General features: G+C 36.0%; 16 protein-coding genes. 4 read left to right on the top strand and 12 right to left on the bottom strand.

Annotated features, from left to right (window positions below; translation table 11 throughout):
• Positions 1-45: 45 nt before the first annotated feature.
• From N7931_RS06465 to N7931_RS06415, 11 genes are all read right to left on the bottom strand, one after another.
• Positions 46-1,026: an AAA family ATPase gene (locus tag N7931_RS06465; protein ID WP_262792777.1), complete on the bottom strand. Its 981-nt coding sequence runs from the start codon at positions 1,024-1,026 to the stop codon at positions 46-48.
• Complete coding sequence (locus N7931_RS06460; protein WP_262792776.1) at positions 1,023-2,288, bottom strand: DUF4350 domain-containing protein; 1,266 nt, start codon at positions 2,286-2,288, stop codon at positions 1,023-1,025. Before N7931_RS06460 ends, N7931_RS06465 begins: the two co-directional genes overlap by 4 nt.
• The gene (locus N7931_RS06455) at positions 2,289-3,872 is read right to left on the bottom strand and encodes a hypothetical protein (protein ID WP_262792774.1); all 1,584 of its coding nucleotides are present in this window, start codon (positions 3,870-3,872) and stop codon (positions 2,289-2,291) included.
• Positions 3,859-4,815: a stage II sporulation protein M gene (locus N7931_RS06450; RefSeq protein WP_262792772.1), complete on the bottom strand. Its 957-nt coding sequence runs from the start codon at positions 4,813-4,815 to the stop codon at positions 3,859-3,861. Before N7931_RS06450 ends, N7931_RS06455 begins: the two co-directional genes overlap by 14 nt.
• Positions 4,812-5,495 carry an RDD family protein gene (locus N7931_RS06445; RefSeq protein ID WP_262792770.1) on the bottom strand — a complete coding sequence of 228 codons (684 nt, stop codon included), beginning with the start codon at positions 5,493-5,495 and terminating at the stop codon, positions 4,812-4,814. Before N7931_RS06445 ends, N7931_RS06450 begins: the two co-directional genes overlap by 4 nt.
• A gap of 304 nt (positions 5,496-5,799) precedes the next feature.
• Positions 5,800-6,225 carry an SRPBCC family protein gene (locus N7931_RS06440; protein WP_262792768.1) on the bottom strand — a complete coding sequence of 142 codons (426 nt, stop codon included), beginning with the start codon at positions 6,223-6,225 and terminating at the stop codon, positions 5,800-5,802.
• A gap of 45 nt (positions 6,226-6,270) precedes the next feature.
• On the bottom strand, positions 6,271-7,284 hold the full coding sequence (locus N7931_RS06435; RefSeq protein ID WP_262792767.1) for an alpha/beta hydrolase: 1,014 nt from the start codon (positions 7,282-7,284) through the stop codon (positions 6,271-6,273).
• Positions 7,285-7,638: 354 nt separating this feature from the next.
• The gene (locus N7931_RS06430) at positions 7,639-9,813 is read right to left on the bottom strand and encodes a family 43 glycosylhydrolase (RefSeq protein ID WP_262792765.1); all 2,175 of its coding nucleotides are present in this window, start codon (positions 9,811-9,813) and stop codon (positions 7,639-7,641) included.
• Between the two features lie 123 nt (positions 9,814-9,936).
• Entirely contained in the window at positions 9,937-12,651 is a 2,715-nt protein-coding gene (locus tag N7931_RS06425; RefSeq protein ID WP_262792763.1) for a TonB-dependent receptor, read from the bottom strand.
• Between the two features lie 368 nt (positions 12,652-13,019).
• Positions 13,020-14,996: a metallophosphoesterase family protein gene (locus N7931_RS06420; protein WP_262792761.1), complete on the bottom strand. Its 1,977-nt coding sequence runs from the start codon at positions 14,994-14,996 to the stop codon at positions 13,020-13,022.
• An 18-nt stretch (positions 14,997-15,014) separates the two neighbouring features.
• Positions 15,015-16,103: a phosphatidylinositol-specific phospholipase C1-like protein gene (locus N7931_RS06415; protein ID WP_262792760.1), complete on the bottom strand. Its 1,089-nt coding sequence runs from the start codon at positions 16,101-16,103 to the stop codon at positions 15,015-15,017.
• A 346-nt stretch (positions 16,104-16,449) separates the two neighbouring features.
• Here N7931_RS06415 and N7931_RS06410 point away from each other — a divergent pair, with 346 nt between their 5' ends.
• Entirely contained in the window at positions 16,450-17,478 is a 1,029-nt protein-coding gene (locus tag N7931_RS06410; protein ID WP_262792758.1) for a LacI family DNA-binding transcriptional regulator, read from the top strand.
• 444 nt (positions 17,479-17,922) lie between these two features.
• On the opposite strand, the gene lldD is transcribed toward N7931_RS06410, so the two are convergent.
• Positions 17,923-19,062 (bottom strand): FMN-dependent L-lactate dehydrogenase LldD, encoded by a 1,140-nt coding sequence (lldD, locus tag N7931_RS06405; protein ID WP_262792757.1) that lies wholly within the window; start codon positions 19,060-19,062, stop codon positions 17,923-17,925.
• Between the two features lie 140 nt (positions 19,063-19,202).
• Between lldD and N7931_RS06400 the strand changes: the two genes are divergently transcribed.
• The 3 genes from N7931_RS06400 to N7931_RS06390 all read left to right on the top strand — a co-directional run bounded on the left by N7931_RS06400 (position 19,203) and on the right by N7931_RS06390 (position 23,538).
• On the top strand, positions 19,203-20,117 hold the full coding sequence (locus N7931_RS06400; RefSeq protein WP_262792756.1) for a LysR family transcriptional regulator: 915 nt from the start codon (positions 19,203-19,205) through the stop codon (positions 20,115-20,117).
• A gap of 167 nt (positions 20,118-20,284) precedes the next feature.
• Entirely contained in the window at positions 20,285-22,351 is a 2,067-nt protein-coding gene (locus N7931_RS06395; RefSeq protein WP_262792755.1) for a glycosyl hydrolase 115 family protein, read from the top strand.
• A gap of 209 nt (positions 22,352-22,560) precedes the next feature.
• Positions 22,561-23,538, top strand: a complete 978-nt coding sequence (locus N7931_RS06390) for an inositol oxygenase (protein ID WP_262792753.1) — start codon at positions 22,561-22,563, stop codon at positions 23,536-23,538.
• Positions 23,539-23,652 lie beyond the last annotated feature (114 nt).

Here is a 23,652-nt window from a genome sequence, read left to right as displayed (position 1 = left end):
GGTATCTCCTGCAAAACAGAGTTTATTAGCAATAACAATAAAAACCTATTGGCGCGGTACATCAATTTTATTCACCAACTCAGTTAATACCTGAACCGGTGTAACACCTTCAATTTCACGCTCTGCGGATAAAATAATTCTATGGTGCAATACATCGGCAACACTTTGTTTAATATCATCAGGCGTCACAAAGTTTTGTCCTTTACTCAGCGCGTGTACTTTTGCAGCCTGAACTAATGCAATGCTGGCACGAATTCCGGCACCATGCGAAATTCCATGCCATTCTCGAGTTGTGCGAACAATATTAACCGCATACTCAATAATTTTTTGATCAATGATCACTTTAGATGCCCAAAGCTTAAGCATTTCTATTTGTTCTGCGGTAATAACCGGTTCTATTTTTTTAGAAAAGCTCTGGTTTTCAATCAATCCAGTATTCATCATTGTCAATAATACTTCATCTTCCAGCTGCGGATAATCTATGTTGACTTTCATCATAAATCGGTCTAATTCAGCTTCAGGTAATGGATATGTGCCTTCATTATCAATTGGGTTTTGAGTCGCCAAAACCATAAAAGGCGATGATAATGGGTAAGCTTCGCCATCAATAGTAATTTGTTGCTCTTGCATTACTTCTAATAATGCTGCTTGAGTTTTTGCAGGCGCACGATTGATTTCATCGGCCAATAACAAGTTGGTAAAGGCTGGCCCTTTACGAATTTTAAACTGCCCTGTTTGCATATCTAATAAAGAATGGCCAGTCACATCGGCAGGCATTAAGTCCGGAGTAAACTGGATTCTTTGATAATGAGCTGAAATGGATTGCGCCAGTGCTTTTACCAATAAAGTTTTCCCTAATCCAGGTACACCTTCTAACAATACATGGCCACCAGCAATCAATGCAGTTATCACTTGTTTAACCACTTTTTGCTGGCCTATCAATACACTGGCGACAGACGATTCTAGTCGGTTAATCCAATCTGATGCTTGTTGTAATTCTTGTTCTGTTAATTCCACATCACTCATATTAGTGTCCTTAATTTTTGCAAAATACGAATCTGCTTAGTAAAGCTTTGTTCATGCTGATGATTTTTTTGATAAAGTGCTTGTAAGATCAACTGGTTGTCTAGTTCAGTTAATTCGTTTAAATAAACTAATTGCTCATTTTGTTCTGCTAATGTGAATCCCGGCCAGCGCTTATTCAACACCTCAAATATTTCCTGCTGTAAGCTGCCAATTAATAATAATTGTTGGTTATGTTTCCAATAATATTCACCAGCGGCTTCTATATGTTGGTGAAAAAAATGTTTTTGCGCTTCGTCTGTCGTAATAATTGAGCCAAAACGTACAGCTTGCCGCCATACAAATAAAATAACCAACAAAATGCTTAAAAAGATGAATCCCGGCGACCAGATAAACAAATTAATGAGCCAATGGTTTTCCATCTGAGCCGAAAATAAAGTAACGTCTGTTTTATCATTGGTTAACCAATGATAAAAATAAGCATTATGCGCCTGATCTAACTGACGATTATTCCAGATATCAACTTCGGTTAATAAACTCACAATACCTTTCTCTAATCCAAACTGAACAAAGGTTGCTCCTTGCTGGTCACCAAAAAAAGTCATTAACTCAAGACTCTCTGGTACTGCAATTCGATAGCTTTTTTCAAGAAAAGTATAAAAAACGGCTCCTGTATCAGTTAATATTTCCGTTGAAAATTCATTATCAAATTTATTTTTTTCAGCTGTTTCTTCTGGGTCTTCTTCTGTCTGAGCAGATTCATCCTGCTCAGCATCTAATTCAACCTCTGCTTGTTCCTCTGTTGAATTATCATCTTCAGGTTCATCTAACTCAAGTGGACTATGTGCGGATATATTTAGTTGCTGCCATAACGGGTGCTGTATATCCCTGACTTGCTTATAAAAAGCGGCATCCATAGCCAATATTAAATGTCCGCCAGATTTAACCCAGTTAATAATTTTTTCTGCCTGTAGCTTGCTCAAATGAGTATCGCTTCTTGCTAAAATTAACACTGAATCTGCTTTTGGCTGGACATTGCCTTTCTGTTCAGTAAATAGCAAATCATATTCCTGGTAGACCTTAAAGTTTTGCTGATACTGTTCAGCCAACTTATTCAGTGCTAAAAACGGATTTTGCATTACAGTATTGGGTAAATTTAATCTGATCTGATTTTCTTTCAGTTCAAAATTTTGATAACAACAAGTGCTAACCAAACCAACTAAAACTGAAATAAGACACCAACGAAGGAGTTTACGCCATTCCATTTAATGAAACTCCGTACGACTGTTTAGCGTTGCGCTATCCGGTGCATAAAAATAATCCTGCGTTTGTTGATACAGCTCCAAGATTATATTTTGATTGGCATTTTGATGTGCCCAAGCCAAATTAATCCAAACTTTAAATAAACGCTCTAAATAAGCAAAAACATCCTGATTCACTTTGGGTTTAATTGCGGCAAGACATTCGGCTTCGGTCATTGATTTGGATAAACTAACTGAGTAGTTTTTTACTAGGTTACGTAAACAAAGTTGAATGAGTAACGCGACTGCCAGCCGATAGTTTGAGCCGCTCATAGCCAACTCAAACTGCTGTTTAAAATTTAATTGAGCACTATCCAGCGGCATTGCAGCAGTATTAATAAAGTCAGGGATTTGCTCATAATCAACTGTCATTTTTTTAGTTTTATTTCGCCAAAAAAATAGCTGATCACGCCAATAAAACAATAAAAAACCAACTAAAGTAATAAACAAACACCATATACCTACCTCAAGGTATATGCTGAATGATTCAAGTAGTTTTTTAAGCCAGTCTAATTCCAACCCAGAAAACTCATCCATTTTTAAATCTGGCCCAATCCAGACTATTTCATGAGTTGTTTTAATATTTTCAAACGGAGGTTGACGGTAAACTTGTTCGAGTTTATGGTCAATATCGGTTAAATCAACCACCTGCTTTATTGGCGGCTCGGTTAGTTCAAGCTGATCATCTACCGTTTTTTGCTCAGCTTGTTGTTGCTCAATTGCCTCAACAGGAACAACTGGTTGGGGTTGATTTGCATAAAGTGGATCCGGCATCAACACTCCAAAACCTAAAATAAATAGCGTAAGCGCATTCGCTATTTTACCTGCAAGTCTTTGCTTAATTTTTTTAAACTCTAGTTCAATATCCCATGCTTCCAGTTCAACCCTGCGATTTAAATATAAGGCAAAGCCAGAAGTTAAATAAAAAGGCGCAGCAAATGCAAAACTAATATATAAAGTACAGGCACACATAATTTGCCAAAAACTAGAAAAAAAGAGTTCATAAAAACCAAATTCAGCAACGCCTTCTGGTGCCATTAACCGAACAAATGTAAATAATGCAAATACGATTATCCATTCCCATAAAAAACAGATAAAACTCCACCAGCCGGACAAATCCTGATTGGTTTTATGCAAAATATCTAACCGTCTGCTCAAAGCTTTACCTGTTAACTGTTCAAGCTGGATCACCGCTAAATTAAAACTACGAGACGGAGATAAACGCCGCCAACTCAAGCTTGAAAACCATTCATTTTTAAGTTGAGCTGGCCAATTAGAAATGGTGCTCTTGATGTTTACCGGTTCAGAAAATACCGCCCGACTGACATAATACAAAAGTGCTCTTTCAAAATAAGGTTTGAAAAACCAAATACTTAAGATTGCTAATAAAGGGGAAAACCAAAGCAAGATTAAAAAAATTGGTAAAGACAAAATTAACCAGATAAACAACAAAGGTTTAAACCAAAACAAAGTCATTTTGCAACCTAAATCAACAGCTTGCCAAACCGTACGGGGCTTGAGCTGAATAATTAACTTATCGAGCTGCATGTTTGTGTCCCCGATAAAAATAAATCGCAATAAAAATCCAGCAGCAAGCACCTACCGTATATTTAACAGAGTTAGGCAACCATAAACTTGATGACCAAAATGCTTCGATAAATGCAGCAATAATTAAAAATATAAAAGCGCCAAACATCACAGGAAATGCCCGCTTAGCGGCTTGTTTAACCGCAATACTCCGAGATAAACGCCCGGGGTTTAACAAGCTATAGCCTATGTGTGTACCAGCTGCGGCAGACAATACTATTGCAGTTAATTCAAATGAGCCATGCGTAATAACAAATGAGAAAAAAGTAGATTGATACCCAATATTAACGATATGAGCACTGATAGCGCCAAAAAAAAAGCCATTAAAAATTAAGAAAAATAATGCCCCAACTCCCAAGACTAAACCACCAACAAAAGTTTGAAATGCCAGTTTGATATTATTGAAAATATAAAAACCAAACATAGCAAAATCACCGCTAGATGCCCGTTCTTTCAATCTATACTTTGACTCAGGGTTATACATTGACTCAATATTTGATACTTGAAAATTATCAACAAATTGATATATCAACTCAGGCTTATAAATAGTTAATAAATAAGCAACTAAAGCCAGACCATAGAACAGAAAATGGTTAATAATCACTGCACGCTTTAACTGAAAAACAGAAAGAGGAAAACCAACCCGCATAAAGCGTAATAACTCATACCATACCTTATGTTTAGGCTGATACATTTTCGCCTGCGCAGAAGTCACCAGTGTATTCAACTTATTCACTAAGTCCGGACTATAAGAACGGCTTTTTGAAATTGCTAAATCATGTGTTACTGCACGTAACAAGGCCGGTAAATCGATAAAATCTGTGTTTTTGTCAGATCCTTCAATTTCACGCTCCAGTAATTGCCAGTCAGCTTTTCTGGCGTTAATAAATTGAGTTTGTTTCATCTGTGACCTATATAACGGTTAGCCATAGACTTTAAGCACTCGCGTGATTCTAATTCACTGTTTAAAACCGGAGATAAAATCTCAGCCAATTCAGTTGCTCTGGAATCGGATAGCGTTTTAGTTCGTTCGGCAAAACGAATCACTGCTACTTGCTCCTGAGTGGATAATTCAAACTGGGGTTGATATAAAACATCTGTTTTTGGTAAGGAATAATGATTAGTTGTACCTTGGTATACCACCATAGTACCAGCAACCCAATCGCCAATACGCTGGAATTTACCTGTTAGCATCATACTAATTAAGCCAACCAAATAGCCAAAAGGTAAAATATCAATGGCTCGAAATAAATTTCGGGTCATTGCTCCGGGTAAAGTAAGGGGCAGTCCATTGGCATAAATAACTTTTAAACCTATTAATTTTTTACCCGGAGTCGCCCCCCAAAAATGTTCAAATAAAATGGGGTAAAACCACTCAAGTAAAAAACTGCTTAATAAAATAATTCCTATGCCAAACTCGCCAACGGCACTAAAAATAAGGCTAATGGCAATTAAAGCGGCTAAGCGCAAAATTAAATCAAATAAGTAAGCGAGAGTCCGAGCAGCAAATCCTGCGGGTTGAAAATCAATGCTAATGCCTTCGGCAGTTTCAACCTGAACGTCTTCCGTTATTTTAGCCTGCATAACAATAACTAAAACCGACTAGATGGGAAAAATAGAGAGAGACCGACATATATTACCTTATTATTATATTTATTCCTTTAACGCGATTATGCCACAAAAATTTTACATTTAAAGTGAAAACTTAAACAAAATCAACCTTCAACCATTTCCGTATTTTTAATACATGTAAGAATAAACTAGCATCATGTCGATTTATTTTTTAGCAGTTAAAGCCACTTTAAATAGCAATGTTCACGCATAATTGCGACTACACCTATATTGTTTTATATCTATTTATTGCCCGAAAAACTTATATATGTTTTGGCTATTCAAGTTCGATTGGCAATAAACTAGCTTCAAGCACTGTTTTTAATCTTGTTAAATCGGCTATAACCGCTTGTTTATCTTGCTCAAATGCATCATCTGTCATTTCGCTTTGGCGAATCAACGTAAAAATAAATTCACTCCCCGCACCATGCTGAATGACTCTCATTGGGTTATAAACTTGCACGCCAGATTCAAACTCAACCCAATGATCCAAAACCCCGTAGGGGTTTGTTTCAATAAACCTAACTTTAACCAAGCCAAATGGAGCTTGCATCAGCCAGTTATCACCTTGTTTTGAAACCTCTGAATTAGCTAAACCAGCCGCCCACTGTGGTAAATTTTTTGGATTACTGGCAAATTGATATACTTGCTGAGGCGAGGCATTGATATAATTACTAATATGTTCAATTTGCTGATTTGTCATTGTTATTTACCGGCTTAAATTTTAATTTTTTATCGCTAAAACAGCTTAATTAAAAGCTTTTTTAAGGAATAAATCTATTTTATCTGCGGTTTTGCTCAACCAAGGTTCAAACAACCAAAATGTGTGAATTGTTTGGGGCTGCTGTACCAAATAAAACTCAGTTGCAATATTAAGCACTTCGAGTTTAGCTTTAGCTTGCTGATAACCGGCGGCAAAGCGCATTTGGCCGCTACTGATAAATAATAAGGCAGGCGAATGTTCATTGATATAAAGTAATGGAGATGCTTGTTCCCATAATTTTTTATCGTCCTGATAACTTGCCCCAAGCCATAAGCCCATTGCCGAGTTTTTACCTTTTTTATTTTCATATTCAAGTGCTTCTGGCGTCGTTAAACCAACCACACCATCCATATCAATAATAGCGTTTACTTTAGTATTAAATGTTTTTTGAAGAGGATTGCTAGCATCAATAAAATGTCCAGTTGAGCCACTAAATCCTAATAATGCAGCCATGTGGCCGCCAGATGAACCACCGCCAATTGCCAGTTTATTAATATCGAGCTGATACTGTTTTGCATTCGCTTTTATCCATAAAATAGCATTGTTTAAATCCACTAATCCGGCTGGAAACTGAGCCTCTGTCGATAAACGATACTCTGGGGTAAATACAATATAACCACGTTTTACCAACTCATTTGCCAACGCAAACATGTGGCTTTTATTACCAGAACGCCAGCCGCCACCATGAATCAGCATAACGCCGGGAGCTGTTTGGTTAGCTGTTAATTTAGGCTGATAAATATCCAGATGTAGCATCCGGTTTAATTGAGTGGTTTGATTTGGATAAGCGTACGCTCTGTCTTGATAAATTCTCATCCCCTCAGCTAATTGTGGATCTGGATAAGCTAAACCCGGCTCAGTTTTTACATATCTGTCATATCTTTCCTGAACCGTGTATCCATCATCTACTAAAAATTCTGCGGCACTTGAGCCAGTGAAGAGCAAGCTAAACAGGGTAAATAATACTTTATAGAAATCCTTTAGATTAATTTTCAACATTTAACTACCTTTACAATTTAAATTAACATTAGCTTAAAATGCTACCGGTAGCATTATGCCGAAATAATAAATTCAGTCAAAACAAACCTGATTTTCTTTTTGGTGAATGGTCAGAGAAATTTTGTGAATTGTGAAAATCACCAGGGCCTGTTGATTTTTTGAGCACAACTTTTCAGCAGTTTATTTAGTATTTATGCCAGATATTATGACTGATGTGGAACGTATATATTAAGAGCATAAAATTTTTCTATTCCTGTAAAGTGACGCTAGTCCACATCCATGTAGGCTAACGTAGAAGAAATGCCAAAATTTAGGTTTTAACTAAATTTGTATCAAACCTCAGCTTCCTCCCTTTTACTGAGGATTTATCCCTTCGAGAGTCGGTATCGTTTGTTTGATGGAACCATCAGGATTAAACACTAATTTATCAATACAAACTTCGCGGTGGAATCCTGCTGCTCGACCCATATTTTTACCATGAGGACGATTAAACCTATGATAAACAATATACCACTCATCAGTCCCAGGTTTATTAATCACAGAATTATGACCTGTTGCAAATATCTGTTTTTCAATATCTTTGGCTATGACTAAATTATTTTCCGAGATATTTAGAGGCCCGGTAGGAGATTTTGATGTTGCATAACGCACACGATAATCAGGATGACGGGTATCATTTTCTGACCATAAAAAATAATACAGCCCATTTCGATAAAATACTTCTACTCCTTCACGGAAAGTTGTATTTGGAGTTAATACCCGAAGTGATGATTTATCGATGCTAGTCATATCTTTATTAAGTTCAGCAACCGCCATATATATATTTCCCCAATATAAATAACTTTTACCGGAAACCGGATCTTTAAATACATCTGGATCTATTTCCTGCCCGTCAGTAATACCGTCAGGTTTAAAATCAATCAGTGCTTTACCTGAGTCTATAAAAGGCCCTTGCGGATTATCGGCAACCGCAACCCCAATTTTTTGAGCTGCAGTAAAATAATAAAAATATTGATATTTATCTGAGGTTTTATGTTCTATTGCGGCTGGCGCCCATGCATTGCGATCTGCCCATGTTACCTGCTTTTTAAGATCCAAAATCACGCCTTCGTTTTTCCAGTTGATTAAATCTGTACTAGAAAATGTTTCAAAATGAGTTCCAGACCAATCAGTAAAACCATCCGAAGTCGGATATAAATAATATTTCTTATCCCGTTGTGAATAAATAATTTCCGGATCGGCATAATAACCGGCAATAACGGGGTTATTATTCACCCTAGCACTGACTTTATAGGTTTTTGTTTGTTGATTTACTGTCACTTGATAATCGACATCGCCTGCTGAAAAATCCTGTTTTCCTGTAGGTGATATGCTAGCACCAGGCGTTAAAATAAATTTAGGATCAAAAGCCGTTAAATCGGTACCAGATTTAACAGGTAAATAAATGGTTTGCTTCTGGTCATCGATCACTAAGTTCATTTTTTTGACCTGCTCCGAAGCAGATGAGGCAACCGCACCGTTAAACGATCCCCATTTTTGAACTAAAGCATCAATTTCGCTTTGTGTCACTGGGATTACGCTACCATGACGGGGATGAAAGTTCATTGTTATATCTTGATCAATAATCTCAAAATTTAACAAATCATTACTTTTAGCAAATTGATATTCTCCTTTTTTATACACATCGTACATCAATATATATTCATCTGAATCAATTAATTTAAAAGTAGCACTGCCCTCAACTGAATTAACTTCACGATCAACCCGATCTGTACTAACTAGTTTATAACCTTGCGTTAACTCATCTGAAATAGCTAATTTGATCCCTGGTGTTCCATCCTCTGCTTTATGATATAAATAGAATTTACCATCCTTTTCAATAATATCGCCATCAATAGATGCTTTGCTATTGCTCTGCGTAGGTGGAAAATAAAGTTGCTTAGGGGTCGATTCTAAATCGGTAAATGACGGGTTGGCATAAGCATAATAAATAATATCCGGGCCATCAGCTTGTTTCATACTAAAGTACAACATATTTTTTTCAGCGGCTTTATCATAAATTGTTTGTGGCGCCCAAACCCGATTAACATCACCAAACTGAGTTGGAAAACGATTGGGAATATCAATTATAGAATGACTCCAATTAATTAAATCTTTTGATTTAAGCATCACCATGGCAGTGTTATTCCATTGCATCTTAGGTACATATAAATCTGTTAGTACCATGTAAAAATAACCATCCTGACCGCGCAAAATATGAGGATCTCTTACCCCGCCAGTAGAACTGATATCTGTTGAGTTTAATACTGGCTTACCTTGATTTAATGCTCGATAATTAAAGCCATCCGCACTTAAAGCAAAATAAACTTGCTCTTCGCCGGGGTCATTACCAACAAAATATGCAAATAAATAGCCAGCATACTGCTGTGCTTCAATATTATCTGTCTGGTTAGTTTTAACCCGCTCAGAAGAACAAGCAACTAAGCCAGTCATAACAAGACAAAAAATAGAAATGACAAGTCGTTTCATGTTTACATCCATTGATCTAAATATATTAATCAGAAACAAAAAAACCTGAGTGTAGAAAACTCAGGTTTAAAAAAACACGCCAAAGGCTAAATATCAGCCCCGGCATGTTCAACAGAGGAGAGGTTAAAACTTGTAAGAAGCACCTAAATAGAAAGTACGTCCACTGGTTGTCACATTATAGATACGGTCAGCAGTATCACTGTATTGTTCGTCTTTTTCATCTGTTAAATTAACCCCTTCTAAAGTTAACTTAAGATTGTCATTGACTTGATAGAATACTGACATATCCATAAATGTAGTACCATGGAAGCCGTGCTCATCTTCATCTTCAGCTACCCCAGCACCCCAAGTGATATAGTCACTTCTTGTTGCAGCAGATACACGAGCACCCCATTTTTCAGTTTCATAATATAAGGTGAAGTTTGTATTATGTTTTGACAGACCTTCAAAGGTTTTATATTGATCAACGCCAGAGTTTTGAACGTTTTCATATAAAAACTCACCATCAGCATACGTATAGTTTGCTACGACACCCATATTATCAAATGGCGCTGGTAAAAATGTAAACAAGCTTTGGAATGAAAGTTCCATACCTTTAATATCAGTAGACTTACCATTTTCAGGACGTGTATAGCTAAAAATAGTATCACCTGTCTGACCTAAACTCTCGTCCAATAAAGAAAGAGGGAAACCTGTCTCTGAATAAGGAACTTCAACCGTTTTACCAATAATAAAGTTGTCAATTTCTTTATAGAATAATCCAACAGCTACAGAGCCTTCATCAGAAAAATACCATTCATAAGAAGCATCATAGTTATTAGATTCAAATGGTTTTAATCTTGGATTACCAGCAGAAACATCTAAACCTCTAGAGCCATCAGGGTCAACTTGTACTTCACCCGATACACCTAACGAACCTAATGAAGGGCGGGTAACATTTTTAGCTGCACTGAAACGAACGACTGTATTGTCTGTTGGTTCCCATGCTAAGTTTAATGCTGGTAATACACCATCATAACCTGAGCCAATTTTAACATCTGTTCCATTAGTTACGCCATAAGAGGTGATCTCAGTGTCATAATAACGAAGACCAAAATTACCACGTAATACACTGTCACTAAAATAATTCACCCATTCATATTCAACAAAAGCTGCATTTGTTTCTTCTTCAACTTTTCCGGATGCACTATTAACAATGTCATTAGAAGTGAGTTTGCGATCTACACCATAAAAGTCCATTGCTTTATCTAAATCGATTGCAATCCAATCATAAACATCATGATTTGAATATGTATAAGCTAATTCATCGATAGTTCGAACATCATTATTTTGAGGGGTTTCAGTACTATTACCTATATCGTTGCTTTGTCTAAGCTCACGTTCGTTTTCGAAACTTTTTAATGAAATCCCAAATTTTAAAGAAGATTCATCAGTTAATACATAGTTACCATCTACACTAAAGATATCAAAAATGTTATCAATTCTATCTTCACGTAAATCAATCTCTCGGAACGTCCAAACACTGGTATCAGTAGGGTCTATACTATAAGTATTAACTGGATCAAAGCGATGAGAACCACGATAATCCGTCGTAATATCCCCTGTAGTTTCAGTATAAAATTTATCCAACTTTGGCTGACTAAATTTAGATTCTGAATGCCCAATTAAAGTTTTAAAAGTTAACCTATCTGATACAACCCAGCGATTAGATAAAGTAATTTGCGTGAATTTTGTGGTATCTAAATCTTCACGAGTTTCTGTGCGCAGCGGAGTATTTGAAAACTCACCATACACTGCTTCATAACCATCGCCATCTGATGCCGGGATAATTTCTAACGCATCAATATAACCAATAGCTGTACTACTAGAACCTGAAGTAGGTAAATGGAATTCACTTCGGTTATTAGTTAGTTCGCTATATAAAATATCTAAGTCAAAGGTCAATTCCATTGATGGACGATATTGTAAAGAAGTAGCTAAACCTGTTCTTTCTTGCTCGTTTTCCCAAACAGAATATCGGTTACCTCGGTTAAAAAATATTTCGCCATTTTCTAAAGCATCTTTAACTTCCTGAGATAAAGAATCACTATAACCAGAGCTATCGACAGTACGCTTACGCCAGCGATAACCATTATAACCTTGCTCATTAATATTACGTTTACTATAAGATGCTGAGAATAAAGCCCCAAAATCATCCCATGTATTTGAAACAATAAAAGAAACACGAGGATCGATTTCATCAGTCTGACTATTTGTTCCTAATTGAGCATTAGCAGCAGCAGTAAATCCATCATAATCAAAAGGTTTAGCTGAACGTAAATTAACAGTACCGCCAATACCACCTTCATCTAAACTAGCTTGATATGACTTTTTAACATCAATTTGGTTAAATAATTCAGATGCAAAAATATTAAAGTCAAATGCACGCGAACGGCTAACAGCACCACGGCTATCCATCGCTGATGCGCTGGTAGCTAACGCTTCCATTCCATTTAACTGAACTCTGGCAAAATCAGGACCTAAACCACGCAGAGAAATATTACGGCCTTCACCGCCTTCACGAGTAATCGAAATACCAGGGACACGCTGTAAAGAGTCAGCCAAGTTTAAATCAGGAAAATCCGCAATATCTTCTGCCACAATACTATCTTGTGAACCTATAGCATCGCGCTTTAAATCACGAGCTTTAATTAATGAACTTCTAAAGCCTTTAACTTCAATGACTTCTTCAACATCTGTTTGTGCGCCTTCAGCAGCATAGACAGAAGAATGATATAAACTAGTTAAGCCACTTATTACAGCCAGAGACAACAAACTTTTATTGTGTGTAAATTTCATGTTAGCACTCCAGTTTACGATAAAATCGCATCAGGTTATTGTTTAAGCATTATTTAAAAATTTAGTATTCAACTTTAATTTAGTTCAAATCAAACTATAAAAAGTTATTTTTCTAAATTTTCAAAACCACATGACACCGGTGTCATGCATTAATAAATAAAAAAGTATAAATTCCGCTATTTTCTTCGCTGACAACTTATACAGCAAGATCCGTTAACTATTTTTATACAACAAAAGTCACATCAATTAACTTTAAGCTCACTATACACTCACACTGACACCGGTGTCAAACACTTTATAGATTTTTTTAAACACTTATTTAACACTTTGAATATAAAAAATATTAATAATAAACAACAGTTTATATTCTATTTAGGGCTTCTACGTAATTTAGATTGTTTTAAATCAATAAAAAAATGATCTGCTGGTTCTGACTTTATAGACTGACCCATAGCCAAAATTAAACATGATACTCTCTGATTAAAACTGTTTTGATCCGTTAATTTAATCTTAGTTAAAGGACAAGAGCCTATTGCTAAATCTCCACTGAGTATTTGATATTTTTTAATTTGCTGGTGACTAATATCGCTTCGTCTAGCGAGCTCATCAGCAGAGGCCATTCGATAATAATCATTGATAAGTTGCATAAAAGGCCAATTCCAATTTTCTTTTACCTGTTGATGACTAGACAACCACTCATCAGCATGTTTACATGCTTGACCCCATATTGATAAATCCGTTTGATTTTTTTTGAGGTTTAATAAATATTCAGCTGAATAATTTTTTCTAGGTAAAAAAGCGCTCACGACCATGTCATAGCCAGTCAACTCAGAGAAAGCATCAATTTCAACCTGAGCCCAATCTTGTTTTAGAATTCTGTTTTTGACCAATTCAACTAAATGGAACTCAGTAAATTCTCTATAATTTTTTGCGGATAGTATGTCATCTTGCCATATATTGTTTGGATCTGTTTTTACTAAGTGTTGGTATTCTTTTTGATAAATCGAAAACAATTTATCAAACTCGGCAACTTGTTCCAAAGCAATGCTTTCGACCTCAAATAACTCTTTAGAATGTATCGTCAAAATTTTATAAGCTGGGCTATATGCAGCAATTGAAGGTGCTTGAATGTTAAATAAGCTATTGCCAGCTTTATCTTTATATACAGAAGAATCATTAATATGCATATGTCCTGCAAAATGAACTGTTAACCCTGTTTTGGCAAAAGTCGATAGTGTACTCTCTACAGGAAAACGTCTCTGATTATAGGTATCTTTACCAGCAAAAGGGGCAAGAAAATCCGATGCTTGATCATAAAAATCGCCCAAAGGAAAATGGCTAAAGGCAATCAAAACTTTATTATTTGCTCTGGCTCTTTCAACCACATTTTTTATCCAACTAATCAAAAAAGGCTTATTTTTTACCACAGAGTTATACCCTGCATAACTTGAACCTTTTAATAAATCGCTACGTTTGTGTTGGCTAATTAAAGATAAATCTTGCTCTAGTATTTCTGGTTCATACACATTGGCGTCTATAGATAACAACCAGAGTCCATCTACAGGTTCAACCAAATAACTTAAATCTGGCATCTGCATACAATTTTTCTGAGACTGGTCATCACAAAATAAAAAATGTCTATTTGTTAGTAATGCCGCTTGTTGGCCTTTTTGACTTTGATAATTTGCCTGAGAGTAGTTTGAAAAGGGAGTTTCAAAATATAAATCTTCATTACGTGGCGTAAATCCAAATTCACCTAAAGTGTTTAATAACCCCTGATAACCATACGCACTTAATCTATCATCACAATATATAACTTGACCCACCTTAGAAGTATTTTTTTGTTTACAGGCCGAATGCTGAGTACTATAAATGGCAAACTCTTCTCCTTTGGCATTTAAAAAATCGGCTTTACCATGTGCACTTTGCCATGGTTTCACTGGGTCATGATTACCTGGCGCTAAATAAAATCGCATGCCATAACGTTTTTCATAATCGGTAAATAACTGCTTTAACTTTTGTAAATGGATTGGCTGTCCATCATCACTAAAATCTCCCGGCAAAACGACCAGCTTAATTCCCTGCTCTGCTAATTTATCCAAAGCTGAAATAAATGCAAAATAAGGCTCATTAAATAATCGAGTAGAATTCATTTGAGCTTTCATACTTCTGATCAACATAGGCTGCTCAAAAATAGCTTGCTCTGGCAACTCCAAATTAGCGTAAATATCCTGAAAATGGACGTCTGGCATAAACGCTATTTTGTTTATGCTTAACCCAACAGCTCCAATATTAGTTGATAAAAAAAAGCAATATAACCAAAGTAACTTAATAAAAAATTTCATATAAAACCTTTAACTAGACTAAAAATTTATCCATATATTTGGTTTAAAACTGACCGTGAAATGATATTGTTTTGACAAGGGTGAGTTAGGATAACTATCTGTAGAAATAATCTGAGCCCCGCTAGCAATCGCAGCCTGAGCCCTTTTAGTATTATGCTCTAAAATATCTTGGATAGTGGCATCCGATCGAGTTCTTACAATAAAACCAGAACTAACCAAATGTTTTATTTTATAAAATTGATTTACAGGATCATTTATTACAAAAATGGCAGCTCCGGGATCTTGTTCGTCTACGCTGACAAATAAAGATAAATTGTTTAAATTTTTATTTTCACCACGATAGCGGTTAATCTGCTCAGCCGATGCATCCAGAATAAAGATAAATGAGCCTTTGAGTTTTTCCAATTTTGGCCACCCATGCTGCTTTATGGCTTGTGGTAAAGAAGTATAGTGCCCTCTTAATTTATCAGGTGTAAAGAGTTTCTCTTGGAAAGCATGCTTTAATATATTGTCCAGTTGCCTAAAGTCTTTAGGTAAAAATGTTTGTGGCTGCTGTCCTTCAACAATACGAGTTGCACTCTCTTTAATATTCATTAATATGAATATTGGTAAATGTTCAGGATTCTGCTCAGACCATTGTTTCAATTGGGTTAAACAAGTATCAAATAAAATACAGTGACTCATAAAATCGATATCTGGTTTATGCATCACCTTGAAACCAGGTTTAGCTAAATCTTTTTTTTCTGAGCTGGTAAGTAATTTTTTTTTAGCGATTGTCTCCCCTATTGGGTTAACAAAAACACCACCTTTACTATCTTTAAGAATATCGATTTCCAGCTGCCTTAACCCAAGAGTAAGCTGGGTAGATAAATCGGGGTGATAGTAATTCAACGCTTGTGCCTGTTGCGGATCCTTAGAACTGATAAATTCCAATAAAGCCGACTCAATAGGCCGTTTATAACTGTTATGTGAACCCAGGATTTGAATTTGATTGAGTGATAATGACAAAGGTACATTCAAATCAGTCTGACAAACAGCATTGATGCTAAAAAATAAATAGTAAAACCCTATCATTTTATAAAATGGCTTTTTCAATAATTGCTTCACGGTATAAACCTATCTAAATAATCTGAGGATAAATAATGTTTTGTATAGAGGAAAATTATCCTTATAGACATATAAAATAGAATTTGATAATCCAATAACATAGGAATTATCTTCAACAATTCTTATATCCTGATCAGGTTAAATTAAAATAATATTAAGGAGTCAAACTTACACAATTTGACACCGGTGTCAAACAAAACTAAGATGGATCTTCAGGCAATATGTTATGATAATCAGCAATTATGTATAGATTGTACCCATTAACTTTTATTTGTTTGGTACACAATCATGAGCAATGTAAAACAACATAACTGCAAATATTCAAATAATAATTAAGTAAATTCTAATGAAAACTGCAACTATAAACGATGTCGCAAAACAAGCAGGCGTTTCTAAAAAAACCGTTTCTCGAGTTATCAATAATGAAGCGAATGTAAGTGAAGAAATGCGTGCGAAAGTACAAAAAGCCATTATTGATACTGGATTTAAAAGAAACCCCTTGGGAATGGCTTTAGCTAAGAACCGCTCATTGTTTATTGCCCTTTTAACAGATAATCCAAGCCCTGGTTATTTAATGAAATTGCAAAAAGGTATTTTGCAAGGTTGTACCGAAGAACACATGGGGCTGTTTTTATATGACTGCAGCTATTATTCCAATAGTTTATTAAAAGAAATTGAAGAGTTTATTGATAATACTTTGGTAGACGGTTTTGTTTTGGCACCTCCTATCTGCGATAAACTTGAGCTACTCGAAATGCTTAATCGCAAAAATATCCAATACATTAGAATTGGTCCCAGTTATAAAAACCAAGGAGAGTTTGTCGGTTTAAATTATCATAAAGCCAGCTACGATGTTGCTAGTTATTTAATCAGACTAAACCATAAGCGTATAGGCTATGTAAAAGGACATCCTGATGAAGAATCTAGCTTTATTAAAGAAGCAGGATTTAAACAAGCTTTAACCGATAATAAGATTGAGTTAGAGGATAACCTAATGGCTCAGGGTTATTACACTTATCAATCTGGTAAAGACGCTGCTGCTTTATTACTAAATAAAACACCTCGTCCAACCGCCATATTTGCTTCAAATGACGAAATGGCAGCAGGTGTTCTTTATGAAGCTCAAAGCCGTGGTATTAAAGTACCGCAAGAGCTGTCGATTTGCGGTATTGATGATATTTCAATTACCACAAAAGTATTCCCAAATATCACAACTTACCGTCACCCACTTGTAAATATTGGTTACAGAGCTGCTGTATTACTCATTAATAGGCTTAAAAACAAACAAAATAGTGCTCCGCAAGGAGACTCAAAAAATAACGAAATTTTTGATGGAGAGTTAGTTATCCGGGACTCTACTGCTCAGCTAAAATAAATCATAAAAAAAACTATAGGTACCTAATAAACGACACTAGGGTCTGTTGACGTTTGATGTACAAATTTTGTTCTAACTAAATGCTTTTTAATCGAGGCACGGCGTTGAAGGCCTAATGAGTTAAGTCAAAATGCTACAAAGCTTCCGCTCCATGCTCACGCTCCTTACCTACATCCATATAGGCAACAAAGAGTAAAAAGCCTTTAGGACGAACCCAAAGGGCAGCGTTTGTTTGGCACTTCTTCTGCGTTATCCAACATGAACGTGGGGTAAGGTGACTTTGCAGGAGCACAAAGTTTTTATAGCTCATTTATGTAGCTCACTACACGTCAATCGCTATGCCTTGGATAAATACCAAACAAACTGATTAAAAATCATACTCAAAAGAGCAACAGGCCTTAAATACCTTGCTCGCTGAACCGCATTTTATATACAAAATAAAAATTATTTAAAAGCTACCAAAGAATCTCGATTTAATTCACTAATCTTTTTCGCACCAGTTAATGTCATAGCAACTTTCATTTCTTTTTCATATAGGTCAATCAAGTTCTCTACTCCCGCTTGCCCTTTAGCAGCCAAAGCATAGATAAATGAACGCCCGAGCATTGTACAATCAGCGCCTAACGCTAACATTCTAACAACATCTAAACCGGTACGAATACCTGAATCTGCAATTATTTTTAAATCGCCTTTTACAGCGTCGGCAATCATAGGTAAGGCTTTTGCAGATGATAAAACACCATCTAGCTGACGCCCGCCATGATTAGATACCACAATACCATCGGCACCAAATTTAACAGCATCTTTTGCATCATCAGCATCTAAAATGCCTTTAATTATCATGGGTCCATCCCAAAAGTCCCGAATCCATTCTAAATCTTTCCAAGAAATAGAAGGATCGAAATTTGCTCCGAGCCAACCAATATAATCTTCTAACTTAGTTGGACTCCCTCGATAAGTTGAGATATTACCTAAATCATGAGGCCTGCCAAATAAGCCTACATCAAATGCCCATTGAGGATGAGTCATCGCTTGAAGCATACGACGAAAAGGTGCATTAGGACCACTCATGCCAGAATGCATATCACGGTAACGTGCACCAGGAACAGGCATATCGACCGTAAAAACAAGCGTAGTAACACCCGCCGCTTTTGCCCGTTCTAATGCATTTTTCATAAATCCACGATCTTTTAATACGTACAACTGAAACCACATCGGCCGTTGGATAGCTGGTGTAACTTCCTCAATAGGGCACACTGATACTGTTGATAATGTAAATGGGATGCCTTTATTATCTGCTGCTTTTGCAGCCTGAACTTCACCCCGACGCGCATACATTCCAGTTAATCCAACAGGAGCCAATATTAATGGAAGATTTAATTTCTCACCAAATAATTCTGAACTTAAATCCAGCTCTGACATATTATTTAATACTCGCTGTTTTAAAGCGATATCAGCCAAATCTTCAGTATTTTTTCTCAAAGTATGTTCACCATAAGAACCACCATCAATATAGTGAAATAAAAACGGAGGCAATTTGGATTTAGCTGCTTTGCGATAGTCAGTTGAAGCGGAAATAATCATCTTGTTAACCCTGCTATTAAAATTTATTGTTTGGATATAAAAATTTTTTAATTTAGATTAATTTTACGCTTTATTTTTTGTCAATAAACGGAAATAATGAAAAACACTATTTCAAAAAATAACATAATAGATTAATAAATATGCTTGCAAATGATCTGATTTTATTTTCTCAGGTAATCGAGCTAGGTAGTTTCAGTAAAGCCGCTGAACAAAATAATTTAACTAATTCGGTTGTCAGTAAACGTATTGCGCGTTTGGAATCTGAGCTAGGTGTTCAACTTTTATATCGCACTACCCGAAAGCTGACTGTAACTGAGGCTGGCAATGTGCTCGCAGCAGGCGCAAAGAATGTCGAACAAGCAACTTTAGAAGCTTTATCGACCGTTTCCGGTTTAGGAGAAAATATTAGTGGCCATATAAAAATGTCGGTGCCAACAATCTCCGGCGATTTACTCTTGGCTGATGCAATCGCACAGTTTTGTAATGCTCACCCGGGACTAACTGTAGATATGTCTCTTGACAATCGTTTTGTTGATTTAATTAATGGAGGATATGATCTGGTTATTCGAACAGGTTACCTTGAAGATTCCAGTTTAATTGCCCGCCATATTATAGATTCTCAATGGGTCGTCTGTGCCTCCCCTGTTTACTTGAAGCAAAATGGCAAACCACCAACACCAAAAGATTTAAAACAACACAACTGCCTAAAATACGCCTACCAAAGTTCAGGTGCAAACGAGTGGGAATTTAAATCTGACAATGGAAATTATTTTGTACAAGTAAATGGAGCCTTTTCAACCAATAATGCAACAGCATTACGTAAAGCAGTTCTCGGGGGACATGGCATTGTTTATGTTCCACAATGTCTAGTTTATGAAGACATGCAAAGAGGTGACCTAATTGAGCTTTTCCCTGAGTTAGTCGGTAAAAAATTGGGGGTATACGCGGTGTACCCTTTTACTAAACATCCACCTAAAAAGGTAAAAATGCTAATCGAGCATATTAAACAGCAGTATTTGTCAATTGCTCATTATTTTACAAATAATTTGGTTTAAACAATACATATAAAACTTGATTTAGCTCAGCCTCCATCTCCAAAACACAATTTATTTACTTTTTATTGACACAGGCACACTGATCTTGTAACTTACCAATTGACACCGGTGTCAACAAGTTAAAATAACGATATAAGTTCCAAAAAACACTATAAAGGCCATACTAAATGATTCGATTTTCAACCCTGTTTTTAATATTTATATTAACTGCTTGTAATCAGCAACAGCAGGTTGAAGATTTCGAGCAGTCTCAGCAATTAGACACGATGAAACTAACCATCATTATTAGTGAAAACGCCAGTAAACCGGTAAAAATATCAGCTAATGATTTAAAAATGGATTTAAACCGGGTTCTTTCAACACAAGTTCAGATAACAACTGACAACTTAACTTTGCCCAACAGTCAATATTATATTGTCTTAGGGCAGCTCAACAATTTGCTGAAAAGCCCTTATATCTCGGATTCAGACAAAAATATAATTCAGTCAGACACTCCTAAAGCACGTGGGGGGCTTATTCGGCATATAAAAATTAATCATCAGCCCGCTGTTTTACTAACAGGCCGAGATATTCAAGGCACTCAATATATGGTATATGACTATAGTGAACAGGTGCTTGGTATTGATAAATTAACTTACTGGACTGGGGGTCAACCTGCTCAAATAGAACTAGCACAAATTATCAATTTTCATAATCAATCAATAGCTCCACCAATAGTCCCTCTACTCGTTTATTTTGAAAATGATGTCGATGAACTCGCGAATTTAAAAAAACCTTATCTAGAATATGACTGGCAATCTTTTACCCAAATGATCGATGCTTTAGTCAAGCTTAGATACAATGGTATTGAGTTTTTTGACATGCTCGGCAGAGTCGAGTTTTACACTCGACCTGAGTACCTTCAAATGCATCCAAACTATCAGCTCAACGTTGAGTATTTAAATAAAATGATCGACTACGTACACGATAAGGGGATGTATGTTCAAATTGATATGATGATGGGGCGGCAACTATTAAATTTAAGTGAAGAAGCTTCCACCTGCTGGCGCGATCATAAGCAGGAATGGATCAATACCTGGCATCACTATTTAACTAAAACACCTGTAGCCAAAGCTGATATTTTCGCTTTACGCCCTCGAAATCAAGTATGGGATTGGGAATATAAAAGTAGTTGTGGTGAAGATAAAGCTGAAGTATTCAATGAAGTATACGCATCATTAGAAAACGTAATTGACCAATATAAGCCAAATGCAACCAAAGTTTGTACTTGTTATCACGATGGTATGGAAATTTTTAACCAAAATTTTAATCCACCAAAAAGTTTTATTATCGCGTGGTCAGATAACGGCTGGGGCGAGTTCGATTATTTACCAAAAAATACCAAAGGCTACCAATTTGGTACTTATATGCACGCTGGATTTTGGCTCAATCATGATGTAGCAGATCCATATCCAGAGCTGATTGATCAAACAATGGATATGATGTACGACCGTTTTCAAGCAACAGAATATATGATGGTTAACGGACAAACATTCCGCCCTTTTCTCTTAAATTTAGAAGCTTTTTCTGAATCAGCCCGTTTAGGAATAGATTTTGATGGTCAAAAGTTTTATAAACATTGGGCTAGTCGCTACTTTGGTAGTAACAATGCGACCGATATTGTTAAATCACTTAAATTACTTCATAAAGCACATGAAGATCACGTTGGATATGTTGAAATTCTTTGGCAGATAAAAAAAATGACTGCATACCTAACGGATACACCTTTACAAAGGCCTGGTCTATCATCTGTGGCTGTTGAATATAATAGTATTACAGAGTTTTTTACTGGTACAGAGCAAAGAATCAATGCCCTATTAGAAGCTCAGAACCTAGTAAAAAAAGTACAAACAAACCTTAAGCAAAACCAGATATTTTTCCATGATTACATCAGCTTACCTATACAGCTGTATCTAGATTTACTTAAGTATAACCAAAACTTGATCGAACTATCCAAGCTCAAAGCAGGCTTAACACCCGAGAATAAAATTCAACAAGAGCCAGCGATTAACCAAATATTAGTAGAAGCAGAGCTAAACCTAGAAAATATTTATCATAGACGTTCAACAGGTGATTTAAATCCTAAATGGAAAACATGGTATGCACCTCAAAAGCGTAGGCCAAATAATGGCTTCCCTAATTCAAATTCAGTTAACCAAATTAGACAGTCTTTGCTTGGCATAGGCTCAAGTTAGTTTGCATTTTAAGTTTCAAAGTTAAATTTAGTTTTAAAAATTGTAATTGATATTTTTTAATAAAGGTGATTCAATATACACATGACACCGGTGTCAGAAGATTAAGCAGTGAGTAACTTAAATTCTGTAACTTTTGAGAAATGTTTATGTGGATACACCATTTTCAGCAACAAGGTCGAATGAACCACAAATACTCATAGGAAAATGATATGAACCAGACAAGCAATACTGAATCATTTGGCGAATTCAGAAATTATACAGACTCAAAATTTCAAGATAGAGTTGAACGCACTTACCGTGAAATGCAAACTAATCAAACTGTTGACTTTGTTAAAGCGAAAAAAGAGCACTACTTCAGATTAGCGCATGGCAGTATGAATGTTTATGAAGTATTTAAACTACTTGAAGATATTGTAGATGAAAGCGACCCTGACAGCGATATGCCACAGATTATTCATGCATATCAATCGGCTGAATCTATTTTTGAATTTGCAATGAAAAATGAAACTGAATTAAGAGATGATTTGGTTATCAAAGATTTATTTAAAGAAAAAGCGTGGAATGAACTACCAAGCAAATGGCGTGATCTATTCGAGCAGAATACCATTAAATCATTATACAAAGATATAACGGACTGGTCATGGTTTCCTTTAGTCGGTTTTATTCATGATCTAGGTAAAGTCATGCTATTACCTAGCTTCGGTGAACTACAGCAATGGTGCGTAGTCGGCGATACTTATCCTGTAGGTGCACCTTTCTCTAGCTCTAATGTATTTTTTGATAAAAACTTTTCACATTTAAGTTCAGATTACCCTAAGTATGAAAAACAGGATTCACAAACTTTTGGTAAATATTTACGTTGCTGCGGTTTTGACGCAGTAGATATGACTTGGGGACATGATGAATACATTTACGAAGTTATGCGCCAAGGCAGTAACCTAAATAAAGAAGCTTTATATTTATTACGTTATCACTCTTTTTATCCTTGGCATACACCACAAAATGGCACTATGGCTTATCTAGAATTAGCCAGTGACTTTGATTGGTACATGTTGCCACTATTAAAAGCATTTCAAAAAGCAGATTTATATTCTAAAACACCCGACTTGCCACCTCAGGATGTTTTAGAAGCAAAATATACAGCTCTATTAAACAAGTACATCCCAGCAGAAAGAATTAGCTGGTAATAGTTTTCGCCTGAACTTGGAGTAGTCAGTCAATTGCTTGAGTAAACTGTCTAAAAGTCCTCTGTTAGCCAAGTTCAGGTTTTTTTATTCATACCCGAAGGTTCGGGTATCAAA

The organism is Catenovulum sp. 2E275, assembly GCF_025515275.1.
GTDB lineage: Bacteria > Pseudomonadota > Gammaproteobacteria > Enterobacterales > Alteromonadaceae > Catenovulum.
Note: the sequence above shows the minus strand (reverse complement) of the source record. Positions and strands in the feature narration are given on the sequence as shown.